Source organism: Bacillus sp. NPDC093026 (genome assembly GCF_044754665.1).
In the GTDB taxonomy this organism is placed as follows: domain Bacteria; phylum Bacillota; class Bacilli; order Bacillales; family Bacillaceae; genus Bacillus; species Bacillus maqinnsis.
The window spans coordinates 843425-859532 of record NZ_JBIVPN010000001.1 but is presented as its reverse complement, the minus strand read 5'-3'; the positions used below and the strand labels follow the sequence as shown (position 1 = coordinate 859532).

The window sequence follows — 16108 nt, the reverse complement described above, 5'->3', positions numbered from 1 at the left end:
ACTAGAAAAAGTGATCATAACGGAACGAGTCTCTTTCAATCGAAAGGGGCTTTTTCTATGTGAAAAATCATTTCCTGACCCTTTATGAACATGTGGTGCATGTTGAGAAGCTTTCGGTGCCGCTTAAGATCATCCGATACAACACAAAAAAAGCTGAGGCTTTTTCCTGACACCTCGGCTTTTTAACTTGTCCTATACGGTTTGCACTTGTTAAATGATTAGTAAGCGATGCCAACTCGATGATGCACAAATTCCTTTGAATTTAATTGCTGATACAAAAAATGTGCGGTATCTTCAACTGAAATTCTCTTTCCATCTATCGGGAGAAAGTCTTTCTCATAGCGATATGATCTTGTCACCTTTCCATCTGGTAAATAGGTTGGACAAATAATGGTCCAATCTAGATCAGTCGATTGAAGGATTTCAAATGCTTTGGCATGCTCTTTTGCTGCTCGAGTAGTTGTCCGCTTCGATTCATTTGTTTCAAAGCGATACAGCTCCGGCTGTTGCCTTGCCTTTAGGATACCCGCAGTACCAATCGAGATAATCCTTGATGTACCTGTTTGCTGCATGGCTTGTACGATATGTTTCATTGAAACAGATAAGGTATCATCTCCATCTGTTGACAGACAGCTCACAACGATATCTGCTCCCTTGATCGTTGCAAGCACATCCTCTTGATTTCTTGAATTGCCGGTGACTTGAAACATACCCGCAAGCATTCCTTCCCGATTCGTTCGAATCAATGAACGAACCATGTAACGGTCATCTACGTGAACGAAACGAAGAAATGCTTGTCCTACACGTCCATGAGCACCGAAAAGAGCTATTTTCATCTGTTCGATCCCTCCACTACATACTATAAGTGAAAAAGACCCAAAATGGTATCATTTTATATCATGCTTTTTTTGTAAAGATGAAAGGACCGAATACTATGAGCATATTCACATAATAAAGAAATGCCAACAAATTGTAATAGTTCAAAATTAACACCAGAAATAATGTCCATGTAGATTTGCTCCTTTCTAATACATGATATGAGCAGAAAGGAGATTGGTGCGGATGAAAACAAAAAAAGAAGACACCATAAAAGTGCCTTCTATTCGCCACATATGAAATTAAGCTTTTGTTCCGCCAAGATGTTGCTGAGCGTAAGATACAAGACGTTTTGTGATTTCTCCACCTACTGAACCGTTAGCACGAGCTGTTGTTTCTGGTCCAAGGTTTACACCAAACTCAGAAGCGATTTCGTATTTCATTTGATCGATTGCTTGCTCTGCTCCTGGAACGAGTAATTGATTTGAACTATTAGAATTTGCCATGATGTGAATCTCCTTTTTATATATGATTTGGTTGGGTTTGCTGGAATCGCACCAGCGAATGAAAATTGTCATTTGCCACTTGGCGAACCCAATGCGACAAGTCCTTTGTACTAAATATTATGGTTATTTGCTAAGAAAACATACAAAAAAAGAACATGGTAAATCTTGTTTTAAATGTTCCTCAATGAATTAAAAAAACCATCACCCAACAAGCGGGTGATGGAGCAAGTTTCTCTTTATTGAGCTGACCGAATGCGTTCTTCAGTGTCGATATCAAAGAAGTGAGCTTTATTCATATCAATAGCAAGCGGTAAAGACTGACCTGCCTGAATATCCGTACGAGAATCAACACGTGCAATAAAAGATTGGCCTTCAAGAGAAGAATAAAGCATCGTTTCCGCTCCCATAAGTTCAGCCACTTCTACATGTGCCTCAATTTTTGTACCTTCAGATGCCTCAATAAAGACAGGTTCATCATGAAAATCTTCAGGTCGAATTCCAAGAATCACATTCTTTCCGATGTAACCTTGACTGCGTAATACTTTCATTTTTCCTTCTGGCACACGAATGTGCGTTTTTCCAACAGCGATGGCGCCGTCAGAGAGTTTTCCTGTGAAAAAGTTCATGGCAGGAGACCCAATAAATCCTCCAACAAAGACGTTTTCAGGATTTTCATATACATCCTTAGGTGCTCCAACCTGTTGAATAAAGCCATCCTTCATGACAACAAGCCTTGTTGCCATAGTCATCGCTTCTGTTTGATCATGAGTTACATAGATGAAGGTCGTTTGCAGGCGCTGATGAAGTTTAGATATTTCAGCACGCATCTGAACACGTAATTTTGCATCTAGATTGGAAAGCGGTTCGTCTAAAAGGAAGACTTTTGCATCTCGAACAATGGCTCTGCCAAGAGCAACACGCTGTCTTTGTCCGCCTGACAAAGCTTTAGGCTTTCGGTCCAAATATGGTTCAAGACCTAGAATTTTGGCAGCATTTCGAACCCGCTCATCAATTTCCGTTTTAGGAAACTTCCTCAGCTTTAATCCAAAGGCCATATTATCGTACACATTCATGTGAGGGTATAAAGCATAGTTTTGGAAGACCATCGCAATATCCCGATCCTTCGGTGCTACGTCATTCATTCGTTTGCCATCTAACAGAAAATCCCCTTGTGAAATCTCTTCAAGACCTGCGATCATTCGAAGCGTAGTTGATTTCCCACAGCCTGATGGACCAACAAAAACAATAAATTCTTTATCATGTATATGAAGATTAAAGTTATCTACTGCTGTCACTTTGTTATCATATACTTTATAAATGCGATCGAGCATCATTTCAGCCATTTGCCGTAGCCTCCCTGTTCCTTTCTGTTGAAAGCGCTTTACTTATATGTAAAGTGTATAAAATGGGCAAGTGTCTGTAAATGGACAACGTGCACAACATCTTATTTCATTTTTTGGGCAGACTGCTTATGGCAGTTTTTTTTTAAACATCTAGAAGACTCATCATGAAATAAGTAGCTGAGGCTTCTGGGAAATGACGTATATCTATTCCTGTCCGTTCAATAAACTTATCAATGCGATATTGAAGGCTATTTCTGTGTACATATAAAGCTTTGGCAGCTTTGGACGCATTCAAATTGCACTGCATATACGTTTTGAGAGTGCGGGAAACTTCTCGATCAAGGACCGTTTCTTTAAATGCATCGGAAATCGAGCTAGATACCGCATGAGGATTATAACGAAATAGGTATGGAAGACATTGATAAAATGTCGCTACACCTGATCTAAGCTTTCCCCGTTGAATGAGCGTCAAAAAGAGCTGATGTTCATTTAACAATCTCGTTCTTAGCTGTTCATTTGGCAGATGCAATTGTCCTTGTAAAAAGACTGAATCTGTTAAAAAGTCACTTGTGAATGCTTGAGAAAGATCATTCAGCTTGTCTAATTGTCCATTTTCTGATGTGGCATTTGATTGAATCATCATGGCAGTGTCAGCGCCTGTCCAAATCAAATGAGTATGATCGAGGCTGCTGCTAACAGCCTCTTTTATTTGTTGTTTCTGTTCTGCTTGATGGAACATTCTAAAATAATAAACACGGACGGGTTCGTGCACTGTTAATGATTTTTCTTCAAAAAGATAACTGTACCAGTTCTTTTCATCTTCAGTTTCTTGAGTATTAGATAAATTGATCGGTGTAAGTAATGAGTTTAAAAGGAGTGTTTCTCTTGAAGATAATTCGGTTCCGTCTACTCCAAATATTTCGCCTTGATCGGTTTGATACCATAGAATATGTTTGTCATTGGTAGGTGAACTGATGATATGTTTGCCGTATACAAGCTTTAATTTTTCTAGCATGACGAGGCTCCTTAATCAGTTTAATCATAGACATGAAATAGCATTAATTCATGGATTTCTTCTTTTAGGTTTGGTTCAACTTCGTGTGGTGGAAGTTGGTAGCCCCATTCGATATCACCAGTTTTGTGGTAGATGCCTTCATAATGCGCACCATTGTGAAAAAAGGATATTTTCCAGCCAGGCAATTGAGCTTTCTTAAAAAGCGGTTTCCATTGAAAATGGGAAATCATATCGTTACTGCCTCCTTGCTTTTATTGATTACACAATAAACAAAAACGACAATAAGAAAAGAACCTTTGACTTAGTTATATTGTATCTCATCTTATGGATAGAGCATAGGAAAAGGATAGATTTGAGAACACTGTTGATAATAGAAAAGCAATTAATTGACGTTCGAATGCTCGGTGATAAAGAGCGCTTTTTGTGATAAGTAGGATGCGTAATCGATGATTCTTTTACCAACGAGCCATTCTGAATTTTTTAATAAAGAATGCCGAAAAATTTCTCTTCCAGGCCGGGAATTAGCTTCAAACATCCAAGTAGATCCAGAGTGATCGATTCCTAAGTCAAATCCGATTTCACCTATGAAGCCCGGCATTTTTTCATCAATGACTTGACTAAGATGGATAGCAGTTTCTGAAAGCTGCTGTAAAATCTTCAATCGTGTTTCTTGTACATGAAAGATGTCAGTCAGCGTTTTAACAGTCCCTCCATGTAAATGATGGGTGGTAACTGTATGGTCTCCAGATACTTTTGCAGCGATAGCAGTTACTGTCCAATAACCATATTTATTTTTGTTTGTATGCACTCTGAAATCAAGCGGCTGATTCTCGATATGTAGTAAATCGATGCCTTGTTGAGCTATAAATTCATGTATCGTGTGTTCCTTTCTAAATTTTTCTAGAAATTCCTTTACTGAATAAAATTCAACGGACATCCCTTTATTTGTATAGACATCAATTCCACTCTTAGTCGTTTTTAGCTGATAAATGTCATGTCCATGACTTCCGTTCATTGGTTTTAGATAAATCACATTGTGCAGATGGAGGAGTGTTTCTATTTTACATGAAGCATCTAAAGGATCTAGTTGTATAGAATGCGGTAGAAAGGATACTGAACGTTGATCTGCAAGCAGCTTTTCATGAATGTGCCATTTATTAAAGAAATAAGGATTGAACCAAGGGATATCGTAGTCTTGTGTAAGTCTTCGTCTTGTTTCTTGTATGAACGCTGATTGAGCAACCTTTCTATTTGGTAGTCGATCATAAATGACTGTCGGGAGAGGGAATTGCTTTTTAATCCATTTTTGTTGTTGGAAAAGGTACCCTTCCACTACTCCTTGTTCCCAATCAATAGAATGAGTGCCAAAAAGATAAGCAAATCCAACATGTTTTCTGCAAGACTTTAGTAGATGAACGAAAAAATCAGAGCGAGTTCCTAATGGTTGAGCATTCTGTTCAAACCCTGCGGTAAATATTCCAATGAGAGGTCCTATATAGAGTGTATTGTCATGTAAAATCACATCAGCTTTAGTCTCATAAGGAATAAGCAAATCGTGGAAAAGATCTTCAGATAATAACATTTTATGTTTATTTTGATGGTATGAAATGGTGAAGCCGTCTAAAGAGAGAGACCCGAAAGCGATAGATTGTATAGATTCCTGCTGCTTAAATTGAAAGGGGAGATGGATCGTTCTTTTACTTGTTAAATGAGGAGCGATGATATAACGTTTTTGGAGCATAATGAACCTCCTTTTGTTGAGATATCATTGATTGCCCATGCTCGAGAATACAACGGATGAATTTATTTTCTTTTTCAGGAAAGACCTTTAAAAAAGCGGACCGCCCTGGCTTTGACATGATATTTGATATAAAAAGTTTACCTTCGCTTGTATGGAGCAAGTCTACAGCGAATTCAATGAAAGGAGAAAATCTTGTTTCCAAATAAGCTGGAAGAGACGAATGAATGGTTGACATATCATCTAGCAAGAGCTGCCTTATGTGCGGTTGCAATGTGTTTAGGTAGTGATCAAAGACTAACATATGGTTTGAATTTTGTGTATTCCTTAAAAAGCTATTTTTAGCTGCTGATTTTATATAATTTCCCATGCAGTGCCATTGATGTTGAGCATCTTTCATGAGAAAACTCCTGATTTCAGTTAATAAAAAATTATTTTGGAAAGGCGTGTTGAAATATTGAAGTAAATAGCGACCGAGATACTTTTGGCACCAGCGCTCGGCGTCTGATTGACTAGAAAATGTGATGAAATGCTTTTGATTGAGCTGGACGGTTAAAGTTGATTGATCATTCATATAAACCAAGTAAGTTGGAGCTGAATGTTGCTGTGAGAGCGGATGCATTTTACAATACCCGTTTTCCTTTACCATCTCGATAAGATCAGATGGTTTTTTTAATAATGAGCAGACTGGTAGATATGGATTTAATGAAGGGTGATGTTGGAGCTGCTCGAATAGAATCATTTGATTTGGAAATCCTGTGTTCAAAAATGTTGTTTTTGGATACTTTTTTAACCAATTCATGATTGGTTTTGCTTTTTTAGATCGTAAATCATGCTGGTACAGACATCGATCATAAATGAAATCAGGAATCGGAAATTCCTCTGATACAAAACCTTGACCAACCTTAAACTTTTGACCTTGAATAAGATTTGAAGTTGGTTTTAAGTCAAGTGGTGTAAAACGCACAATTTCTAAACCAAAAGGAGAGGCAGCTTTGGCGAGCTGAAGCGTGAATGTCTCTTCATGTTGTGTTGAAAGAGTAACAACGCCTAATGTTGACATCATGTAAAACCACCTACTTTTCACATTCTTTTTTAACAAACGAAAAACATTTTTTTATGATTTTACAAAAATCTTGTGTTCCTTTATCATTACGACAGATAGCTTAACCATATGTCTTGATGAATGCCCATTTGCTTGGACTTTTGACAACAACTATAATACGAATAGATAAAAAACAATAAACATCGGGTGTTGTTTGAAAGGTAGATGACAATTTTGGATATACTCACAACGTTTATCTTTATGATCGTAATAGGAGCGGTCATAGGAGCAGCAACAAATTATCTTGCGATTAAAATGCTTTTTCGTCCTTATAAAACTTATTATTTATTTGGGAAGCAGCTTCCATTTACACCGGGACTCATTCCTAAAAGAAGAGATGAAGTAGCAAAGCAAGTAGGTGTGATGGTGATGGAACATCTCCTTACTCCAGATGGTATTAAAAAACGCTTTGAAACGTCAGAGGCGAGAGAAGACATATTGAACACTGTTCACCGCTATATTGATAAGACCGCTGAAATGGAGATATCAGTCGCTACTTTTTTAGAAAAATTCGGAGTTCTACAGGCTGACGTGAAAATGGATGAATGGTTGAGTCAGTGGTCAGATGAGAAGGTCTCTGCATTGCTTGAAAAGTATGATCAACAATCATTATCCGAACTGCTTCCACAGGAAGTCAAAGATAAGTTCTCGGCAAAAATCCCAGATGTGGCAGATTATATTTTAATGAGAGGGATTCATTACTTTGAAAGTGAGGAAGGGAAAGCAAGGCTCGGCAATATGATTGACGACTTCTTAAAAGAACGAGGGATGTTTGGCAGTATGGTTCAAATGTTTCTTGGCAATTCAAGCTTAATCGACCGAGTACACCCTGAAATCATGAAGTTTTTGAGAAATGCAGAAACAAAGAGATTTTTATCAGATGTGTTAGTACAAGAATGGGATAAGGTAAAGACATTTTCTCTTCAGAAGTTGGATGAAAAGTGGGATGTGAAGAGGATTGTGTTTTGTGTGAAAAGGCGATTGCTTTCACATTTCTCTACAAAGCTGCTTTTAGACAGACCGGTAGGAACTTATATCAGTGCCGTGGCAAATGATCTCAAATTCCAATTTGCACCTGTTCTCATTGATAAGGGGATGGAAGCGGCATCGAATGCTTTAGAGGGTTTACTGACGAAGCTTCAATTTGAAGATATCATTCGCGAGCAAATTGAACTTTTTCCACTTGAAAAAATGGAAGAGCTGGTTGTCAGCATTTCCAATAAAGAGCTTAAGATGATTACATTTTTAGGTGGTTTTTTAGGCGGAATCATTGGCGCTATTCAGGCTGTTTTCGTCACATTATTCTAACAGTAAGAAGAGAATTTTGATGAATTCATTGTATATATGTGAAACAAAAGCCATAGTTTGTTATAGTGGAGTGGTGTCCGCCGATGATATCGGTGATAACGGATAGAAAGGAGACATGACATGTCTGTAAATCTTTATGATGTTGCATATGACCTTGAAAAAGCATTGCGACAAAGCGAAGAATATTCAACTTTAAGAAATCTTTATGATGAGGTTAACGAGGATGAGTCTTCTAAAAGAATGTTTGAGAACTTTCGTGACATTCAAGTAAACCTTCAACAAAAACAAATGACTGGTCAAGAGATTACACAAGAAGAAGTTGAGCAAGCTCAAAAAACAGTTACACTTGTTCAGCAACATGATAAAATCTCTCGGTTAATGGAAGCCGAACAACGTGTGAGTGTTCTTATCGGTGAATTAAATAAAATCATCATGAAGCCTCTTGAAGAGCTTTACGGAAATCCGGAAGAAAATTAATTGTAAGGGCGATTGAATTTGCCCTTTTTTTTGTTTGATCATCCAACTTAAAAAAAAGGTTGTCGAAGCTGAGAAATTTTGCGATAATACTTATTGAAAGTGCTTTCAAAAATGTACTTTCATGATTTCATTGGGTGCGTTTCATTTTGGATTTCATGGTGATCAGTCAACTAAGAGAGAAGCGCTTCAGGGAGAAATACAAAGCATAAGGGGATATGATATAAGCAATGCTTTGGTGTGTGAAAGATAAAGGGGAAAATGGGGAGCTTCATCACGCCATTGTTACGCATCCAAATCATACATAAAAAGCCTTAGGGGTAGGCTGGGGGACTGATGCCCGTTTTTAGGCAGGGATATCAAACACCTTTATGAAACAGCCAGTTGCCGAAACTCTTTCGGTGACTGGTTGTTTCATTTCAACTTATGGGGGTATCCTTTTTGATTCATGAAAGTTCGACTTCAACTGCATGTTCTAAAGCTCTCGGTTAGGGCATATCCTCATCATAAGTACAGTCATCAAGAAGGGGGATGCCTCAGTGTCAAAAAAATTACTTGCACTCAATATAGATGGGACGTTACTTCGTTCCAATGGGAAAATTCATTCCGCTACAAAAGAAGCTGTGGAATATGTAAAGAGAAAAGGGGTTTATGTGACGATTGTGACCAATCGGCATTTTCGATCAGCACAAAAAATTGCCAAGGCGTTGAAAATATCGTCTTCAACACTTGTGACTCATAGTGGTGCTTTTATCGCAGATAAACTCGATGAACCACTTCATGTGAAGAAATTAACGGAAGAAAAAACGTTTAATCTTGTGCAAATCCTTGAAAGCTTTGATTGTAATATCCGATTACTACATGAAAAATTCTCAATTGGTAATCGAAAAAAGACCCAGTCTCAACTAATGGGGAAAACACTGATTCACCCGTCTGATCCGATCTTTTATCCAGTCCAATTTGTAGAATCTTTAAGTGATATGCTGATGGATGAGCCAGTAAGTACACCTGTTATCGAAGTATATTCGACAGCAGCTCTTCAGCCTGAAATATACAAAACCATTCAACAAGCGTTCCCATCTATCAATCTGATCAAGATTAGCGATGAGAAAATGAATATCGTGTGTAAAGGTGTTTCGAAAGAAGCAGGTCTTTCCCTTTTGGTCTCATCACTTGGTTTTACTTTAGAAGATACAGTAGTGATTGGTCATGGGATAGATGATATTCCTATGCTTGAGCTAGCAGGATTAGGGGTAGCTATGGGTAATGCACCTCATTCGGTGAAGCGTAAAGCCGATTGGGTCACACGATCTCATGATGAACAAGGCGTTGCTTATATGATCAAAGAATATTTTAGGATGCAGCAAAGGGAAGGTTTTTTACATCAATTTGATATCAAACGATAAACAGATAAAGGTCCTGTCAATCATAAAATGGCAGGGCCATCGTCTGTTTCCTTCATTGCTTTTCCAAGATGAATTTTGTAAAATAAAACAAGTTTGAAGATAAAGGTGATTCGATGCGAATTGTAATTAAAGGGCTGTCAGATGAACGTTTTCATCGTCCGCTTGTCAATATTGCGAATTTATTTGAAGAAGATAGTGAAGTGTTGTTCGATCAACATGCTCTTGATGAGGGTCTGGTAATGGAGCTCGGTTGGAAAGAAGATCATGGAGTGGTTGAGGCCGTTGGACATATTGCTGATTCAGATGTAAGAAGTCGTTTTACAAGAGAAATGCCGGATGGATTGAATGAGAAGGAACGTTGGAAGCAACTCAAAAATGCTGTGCTGTCTGTTTACTTAAACCTTCTTCAAGAATATACAGGAATCACGCAAAAATGGGGAATTCTCACGGGAATACGTCCTACGAAATTACTTCATAAGTTGCTTAGAGAAGGGATGGAAAAGGAAGAGGCGCATGCTGCATTAAAACGTGATTATTTGATACATGATGAAAAAATCAATTTGATGCAGGAAATTGTAGATCGTCAGCTTCAAGCGATACCTGACCTGTATGACCTTCAGCAGGAAGTCAGTGTGTATATCGGCATTCCCTTTTGTCCAACGAAATGTGCCTATTGTACGTTCCCTGCATATGCGATTAAAGGACAAGCTGGCAGAGTCGAGACGTTTCTCTTCGGGCTACATTATGAGATGCAGAAAATTGGCTCGTGGCTAAAAGAACAAGGGATTAAAGTGACAACGGTTTATTTCGGAGGGGGTACACCGACAAGTATTACCGCTGAGGAAATGGATTTGCTGTATGAAGAAATGTATCGCTCATTTCCAGATGTGAAACATATTCGTGAAATAACGGTAGAAGCTGGTCGACCAGACACCATTACGCCTGATAAGTTAGAGGTTTTAAACCGCTACAATATCGACCGAATTAGTATCAACCCGCAATCGTACGAAAACGAAACGCTCAAAGCGATTGGTCGTCATCATAGTGTGGAAGAAACGATTGAAAAATATCATTTATCCAGACAGTACGGAATGAATAATATTAACATGGATTTAATTATTGGCTTGCCAGGTGAAGGTTTAAAGGAGTTTCAACACTCTTTGCATCAAACTGAAGAGCTAAAGCCTGAATCTTTAACTGTGCATACACTCTCCTTCAAAAGAGCATCTGAAATGACGCGTAATAAGGAGAAGTATCAAGTGGCGGACCGAGAAGAGATCATACAAATGATGGATGAAGCTGTCAAGTGGACAAAAGCACATCAATATCATCCATATTATTTGTATAGACAAAAAAACATTTTAGGGAATCTTGAAAATATAGGGTACTCTTTAGAAGGACAAGAGAGTTTGTATAATATCATCATTATGGAAGAAGTTCAGACGATCATTGGCATTGGATGTGGCGCAGCAAGTAAATTCATTGATCCGCGATCAGGAAAAATTACGCAGTATGCCAATCCAAAAGATCCAAAATCGTATAATGATCGCTATGAGCACTATACAGAAGAGAAAATCAACTTTCTTGAGTCGTTATTTGTATCTCACGAGTAAACACTGCGGTGATGCAGTGTTTTTTCATATACAAAAATGTCAGCAATTTTTTAAATTGATGAAAAAAAAGGGCCTCACTTCATGGGGCCCTTGTTTGTTTATATGGTCGTTTCTTTTTTCACGTTTGATTTTTCGGTTTTCCACTGGAAAATGTGGTTTAACATTTGATAGATGCGCTTTGATTCTTTCGTCACAAGCGGTCCTAAGATCGCAAGGATTAAGACATACAATGCAGCAAATGGCTTCAATGTGGCAGCAAGACCGCCTGCAATGCCAAGCTCTGCTACAATAATTGAAAATTCTCCCCTTGACACGATGGTTAATCCGATATTAGAAGAAGCTTTATGAGAAAAACCTGCTCTTCTTCCAGCAAACATACCGGCAGTGAAGTTACCAATTAAGGTGAGGATGACGGCGCCAATCGCTAGCCAAAATGCATCTCCTAAAGTAAAAGGATCGATGCTTAAACCGAAACTGAAGAAAAACATGGCACCGAAGAAATCTCGAAACGGAACAACGAGATGCTCAATTCGGTCTGAATGCTCTGTCTCTGAGAAAACAAGACCGAGTAATAGAGCACCAATGGCCTCTGCTACATGGATTGTTTCTGAGAAACCGGCGACAAAGAATAAAGCCGCAAAAATCACAATGATGAACACTTCATTTGAACGTATATCGAATATTTTGTTTAATAGTTTTGGCAGCTTTCGTGCGATGATGAAGAAAAGCATCATATATCCAAAGGCAATTAAAATAGATAATAAGGCACTGCCAACGGATGTGGCATCTCCAAGGACAAGACCTGATACAACGGATAAATAGACGGCGAGAAAAATATCCTCAAACATAATAATCCCAAGAATCAATTCTGTTTCAGGATTTGCTGTCCGTTTTAAATCAACGAGGACTTTGGCGACAATTGCACTAGATGAAATGGTGATGACACCCGCCATAATCAGAACCTCAAGGAAACCGAAGCCTGTGATAAAGCCATAAAGAAGACCTAAGCTGAAGTTGATTAAAATATAGATAGACCCGCCGACTGCAATGGATCTGCCTGATTTGATGAGCTTTCCGACAGAGAACTCAAGTCCAAGGTAGAATAGGAGAAATAAGACACCCATTCTGCCAAAGAACGAAATGATTTCAGAGCTTTCGATAAATTTCAAATCAATGATACCGATGGTCGGAGCGTGAGGACCAACAATCATTCCGAGGACAATGAGAAATGGAATGATAGAGAATTTCATTTTATTGGCGATTAAGCTGGCAATGGCGATCAGAATAAGCGCAGTGCCAACTTCAAAGACTAGATGATCCATTCTCTCATCACTCTCCCCCTCTAGAAAGAAAATCACGTATCAATCGCTTCAAGTGCTTTCTTTCGCCTGAAATAACCATCGTATCATTTTCTTCAATAATGGAATCGGCACCTGGGTTGAGTAATTTTTCATTTGTATGCTTAATAATCGCAATGACAGTTACTTCATAATTTTGTCTTACATCTAAATCACCGAGTGTATGTCCAACCGCTTTTGCACCTTTTTCCACCTTAAACCATTCAATGATGAGGTCATTAAAGGTCATTTCGATGGTCTCAAGTGCTTGCGGTTTATATACCATTCCGCCAATAATGGCAGCAATTTGTCGTGACTCAGAATCATCGAGGGAGATGGTTGACAGGACTTCATCTGGATCATCATCGTCAAATCGATAAATCTCCCGCCTGCCATCATCATGAATCACAATCGTCATCTTTTCTCTGTTTCTCGTTTCAATTTCAAATTTCTTTCCGATCCCTGGAAGATCATTTTCTTTAATATTCATATTATCCCTCCGAATATGATAGATAGGTATAGTTGCTCATACGGATGAAATAAAATGAATCAGGAGAGGTAATTTGATTGACACATAATGGGGATTGCACACTTCATTTCCAAAAAACATAGATCAATGGATAACGCTTTTGATTGAGTGGGCTTTAATAGAAAAGCCTTCAAGTCAGCCATTGATAATCCGCGGTACAATAGAATAGATGAAGCATGTTTTTTTGAAAATGGAGATGTCTTTACAGCGTTCATTTCTTCATCATATACAGACGGAGAAATGAGATTGATCGTGCTCGCTTCTGCCTGAGAAGCAAAAGCGACATTTGAAAAGGGAGAAAACATGACGATGAAGCTAACCAATATAAAAATGTAACACCTTATCAACAATCCTCCTCCTTTCAAATGATTTTTAATTTCTTGTTTAACTATATAAAAATATATTTCTTGTTTCAACAATTATGCTCATTTTAGTATCAATTGATCTTGAAATTTTTATGCAGAGGAAAAGGGATTATGAGTATGAAAAGGGAAATAGTCTTGTATTCAAACGAAAAAGGAGGATAAATGATGAAATTCATCAAATGTCAGCTAGAAGGGGATATTTTTGAAATCGTTCTCAATAGACCGGATGCCTATAATGCATTTCATGTCGATATGTTTGCTGAATTCAAAGAGGCATGTGATATAGCGGCAGAAAACAGTGCGAGGATTGTTGTGATAAAGGGCATGGGAAAAGGGTTTTCAGCAGGTGGAGATATCGGGATGATGCTCAAGCAAGAACGTGAAGAAGATTTTCATCATGTCATGGATTTGATCGAAGGAATTACACTTTCTCTTGCACGTATGAAAAAAGTGACGATTGCGCTTGTCCATGGGGCGGCGGCAGGTCTTGCTTTTAGTTTTGCACTAAGCTGTGATTATTTGTTCATGCATCAAGATGCAAAGCTGGCCATGAATTTTAATGGAATAGGGCTAATCCCTGATGGTGGAGGTCATTTTTTCTTAACAAAGAGAGTGAACGAGCAAACGGCCAAACAATTAATATGGAGTGGAAAAAAGCTATCGGCAGAAGAGGCGCTTCAGCTTCGACTAGCAGACGGTGTGTTTCAAGAAGAGGTCGATACGTATCAGAAAGCATGTGTGAAACCATTTTTAAACATGCCGCTTCAGGCTTTTGTTGAAACAAAGATGATTTATTTTCAGCAGTCAGAGCCACAGTTGTTAGCGGTTCTTCAAAAGGAGCGTGCAGCACAGGCAAGGCTTAGACAGAGTCATGATCATAAAGAAGGCATCCAAGCATTTTTAGAAAAAAGACAGCCTGTATTTCAAAATGTATAATTCGATGGGCCGGCGAAAAGCCGGCTCTTTTTAACGTTCAAATAAGAGCAGCTTGCCTGCATTGTCGACGAGCCGGTAAGAATGCTTCATATATTGTTGTTCGATTAATCGATGTCGTCCTAGCTCTTTTGCCTTTTCATCACTATCAGTTGTTATCTTTTCATTTAATAATGTCTCGCCTGATCGGTCAAATACGGTCAAAAAGTATGTCTTCTCCATCAATCATTTTCCTTTCTTCTGTTTTTTTATGTAATTAAACAATGTAACGGTCAAAACCTCTTTTTTACATAAAAAAATGGCTTTTTCTTAACAAAATTGATAGAACGTGCATTCGTAAAAATGACATGATAAAATATTGTCAACTACAGTATCGTGCAAGGAGATAGACGTTTGACTAAGCTAACCTTTATTCATGCCGCAGATCTTCATTTAGATAGTCCGTTTGCGGGAATGTCGAGTATACCAAGCCAAATATTTAAACGCCTGAAAGAAAGTACGTTTCAAAGTGCAAAGAACATGTTTGATCTCGCCATCGAGAAGACTGTGGACTTTGTGCTTTTAAGCGGAGATGTATTTGACGAATCCAATCGAAGCTTGAAAGCACAGCTTTTTTTAAGAAAACAATTTCTTAGACTCCAAACGTACGGGATTGAAGTCTTTATTATTTATGGTAATCATGATCATTTAGGCGGAGAGTGGACACCGATTGAGTGGCCAGAAAATGTTCGAGTTTTCTCAAGCGGAATGCCAAGTGAGCACTCCTATTATCGAGGCGAACAGCTTGTCGCAAGCATTTATGGTTTTAGCTACAAAGAGAGGGCTGTCTATGAAAATATGACACCTCATTACCTGAAAACAACAGATGCTACATATCATATTGCGATGCTTCATGGCACATTAGCGGGCCGCGAAGGACACGACACTTATGCACCGTTTCAGCTTCAGCAGCTTGTGGCGCAAGATTTCGATTATTGGGCTCTTGGACATATCCATAAGAGAGAGGTGCTGCATGAAGAACCATTGATGATCTACCCTGGTAATATTCAGGGCAGGCATATAAAAGAAACTGGAGAGAAAGGCTGTTACTTGGTTCATCTCTCTGAAGGTTCTGAGATAGCGGAGTTTCATAGCTGTTCAGACGTTATATTTGAAACAGTGGTCATCGACATTACACATACAGCACATATGACGGATCTTGTCACGCTGATTGATGAGCGAATCATTGAGCTGAAACATCGAGGTGTTCCTTTTTGTGTAAAAATTGAATTGATCGGTGATGCGCCTCCTTACTTTGAACGAACAAAGCTGGATGTGATGGAGGAGCTCATGTCCGTTCTTCACGAGCAAGAAGAAGACGAGGAAACGTTCGTTTGGGTCATGTCCATTGATGATCGAACAAATGAGCATTTCGTCTTTCCAGAAGATTCATTTCTAAAGGAACTCACGTCAGAAATTGCTCAATTTGAGGCATATGAACAGCTACTTTCACCGATCAAGCGTCACCCAACCTACAGGAAGTCTGGAAAGGCTATGACAAAAGAGGATGAAGCAGATATTAAAGAAGAAGCACAAAGATTACTTATAGAGCAGTTGAAGCAACTGTGAGAAAAGGAGAGG

At 38.6% G+C, this 16108-nt stretch carries 16 protein-coding genes; 6 read left to right on the top strand and 10 right to left on the bottom strand.

The genetic code is table 11. The features are described from left to right. Positions 1-218: 218 nt before the first annotated feature. From ACIQCE_RS04400 to ACIQCE_RS04370, 7 genes are all read right to left on the bottom strand, one after another. Positions 219-836 carry an NAD(P)-dependent oxidoreductase gene (locus tag ACIQCE_RS04400; RefSeq protein WP_353856249.1) on the bottom strand — a complete coding sequence of 206 codons (618 nt, stop codon included), beginning with the start codon at positions 834-836 and terminating at the stop codon, positions 219-221. Between the two features lie 282 nt (positions 837-1118). Beyond that, positions 1119-1322 carry an alpha/beta-type small acid-soluble spore protein gene (locus tag ACIQCE_RS04395; protein WP_353856248.1) on the bottom strand — a complete coding sequence of 68 codons (204 nt, stop codon included), beginning with the start codon at positions 1320-1322 and terminating at the stop codon, positions 1119-1121. 236 nt (positions 1323-1558) lie between these two features. Then, a complete protein-coding gene (locus ACIQCE_RS04390) occupies positions 1559-2665 on the bottom strand; it encodes an ABC transporter ATP-binding protein (RefSeq protein ID WP_400493745.1) in 1107 nt (368 codons plus the stop codon). Positions 2666-2807: 142 nt separating this feature from the next. Beyond that, complete coding sequence (locus ACIQCE_RS04385; protein ID WP_400493744.1) at positions 2808-3680, bottom strand: helix-turn-helix domain-containing protein; 873 nt, start codon at positions 3678-3680, stop codon at positions 2808-2810. 20 nt (positions 3681-3700) lie between these two features. Beyond that, positions 3701-3910, bottom strand: coding sequence for a YheE family protein (locus tag ACIQCE_RS04380; RefSeq protein ID WP_400493743.1), 210 nt, complete (start codon positions 3908-3910; stop codon positions 3701-3703). Positions 3911-4062: 152 nt separating this feature from the next. Continuing rightward, entirely contained in the window at positions 4063-5421 is a 1359-nt protein-coding gene (locus tag ACIQCE_RS04375; protein ID WP_400493742.1) for a YheC/YheD family endospore coat-associated protein, read from the bottom strand. Next, complete coding sequence (locus ACIQCE_RS04370) at positions 5378-6484, bottom strand: YheC/YheD family protein (protein ID WP_400493741.1); 1107 nt, start codon at positions 6482-6484, stop codon at positions 5378-5380. Before ACIQCE_RS04370 ends, ACIQCE_RS04375 begins: the two co-directional genes overlap by 44 nt. 213 nt (positions 6485-6697) lie before the next feature. On the opposite strand from ACIQCE_RS04370, the gene ACIQCE_RS04365 reads away from it, so the two are divergent. From ACIQCE_RS04365 to ACIQCE_RS04350, 4 genes are all read left to right on the top strand, one after another. Continuing rightward, positions 6698-7831 (top strand): DUF445 domain-containing protein, encoded by a 1134-nt coding sequence (locus tag ACIQCE_RS04365; protein ID WP_400493740.1) that lies wholly within the window; start codon positions 6698-6700, stop codon positions 7829-7831. A gap of 120 nt (positions 7832-7951) precedes the next feature. Next, positions 7952-8308 carry a YlbF/YmcA family competence regulator gene (locus tag ACIQCE_RS04360; RefSeq protein WP_353856241.1) on the top strand — a complete coding sequence of 119 codons (357 nt, stop codon included), beginning with the start codon at positions 7952-7954 and terminating at the stop codon, positions 8306-8308. A 536-nt stretch (positions 8309-8844) separates the two neighbouring features. Next, entirely contained in the window at positions 8845-9711 is an 867-nt protein-coding gene (locus tag ACIQCE_RS04355; RefSeq protein WP_400493739.1) for a Cof-type HAD-IIB family hydrolase, read from the top strand. A 113-nt stretch (positions 9712-9824) separates the two neighbouring features. Then, positions 9825-11324 (top strand): coproporphyrinogen III oxidase, encoded by a 1500-nt coding sequence (locus tag ACIQCE_RS04350; protein ID WP_400493738.1) that lies wholly within the window; start codon positions 9825-9827, stop codon positions 11322-11324. A 98-nt stretch (positions 11325-11422) separates the two neighbouring features. Here the strand turns inward: ACIQCE_RS04350 and ACIQCE_RS04345 are convergent, their stop codons facing one another. Both ACIQCE_RS04345 and ACIQCE_RS04340 read right to left on the bottom strand, forming a co-directional pair. Next, on the bottom strand, positions 11423-12646 hold the full coding sequence (locus ACIQCE_RS04345) for a cation:proton antiporter (RefSeq protein ID WP_400493737.1): 1224 nt from the start codon (positions 12644-12646) through the stop codon (positions 11423-11425). A 7-nt stretch (positions 12647-12653) separates the two neighbouring features. After that, positions 12654-13151 carry a cation:proton antiporter regulatory subunit gene (locus tag ACIQCE_RS04340; RefSeq protein ID WP_400493736.1) on the bottom strand — a complete coding sequence of 166 codons (498 nt, stop codon included), beginning with the start codon at positions 13149-13151 and terminating at the stop codon, positions 12654-12656. Positions 13152-13717: 566 nt separating this feature from the next. Here ACIQCE_RS04340 and ACIQCE_RS04335 point away from each other — a divergent pair. Continuing rightward, complete coding sequence (locus ACIQCE_RS04335) at positions 13718-14491, top strand: enoyl-CoA hydratase (RefSeq protein WP_400493735.1); 774 nt, start codon at positions 13718-13720, stop codon at positions 14489-14491. A gap of 30 nt (positions 14492-14521) precedes the next feature. On the opposite strand, the gene ACIQCE_RS04330 is transcribed toward ACIQCE_RS04335, so the two are convergent. Further along, positions 14522-14710 carry a YhzD family protein gene (locus ACIQCE_RS04330; protein ID WP_400493734.1) on the bottom strand — a complete coding sequence of 63 codons (189 nt, stop codon included), beginning with the start codon at positions 14708-14710 and terminating at the stop codon, positions 14522-14524. Between the two features lie 171 nt (positions 14711-14881). Here ACIQCE_RS04330 and ACIQCE_RS04325 point away from each other — a divergent pair, with 171 nt between their 5' ends. After that, entirely contained in the window at positions 14882-16096 is a 1215-nt protein-coding gene (locus tag ACIQCE_RS04325) for a metallophosphoesterase family protein (protein ID WP_400493733.1), read from the top strand. Positions 16097-16108: the final 12 nt, after the last annotated feature.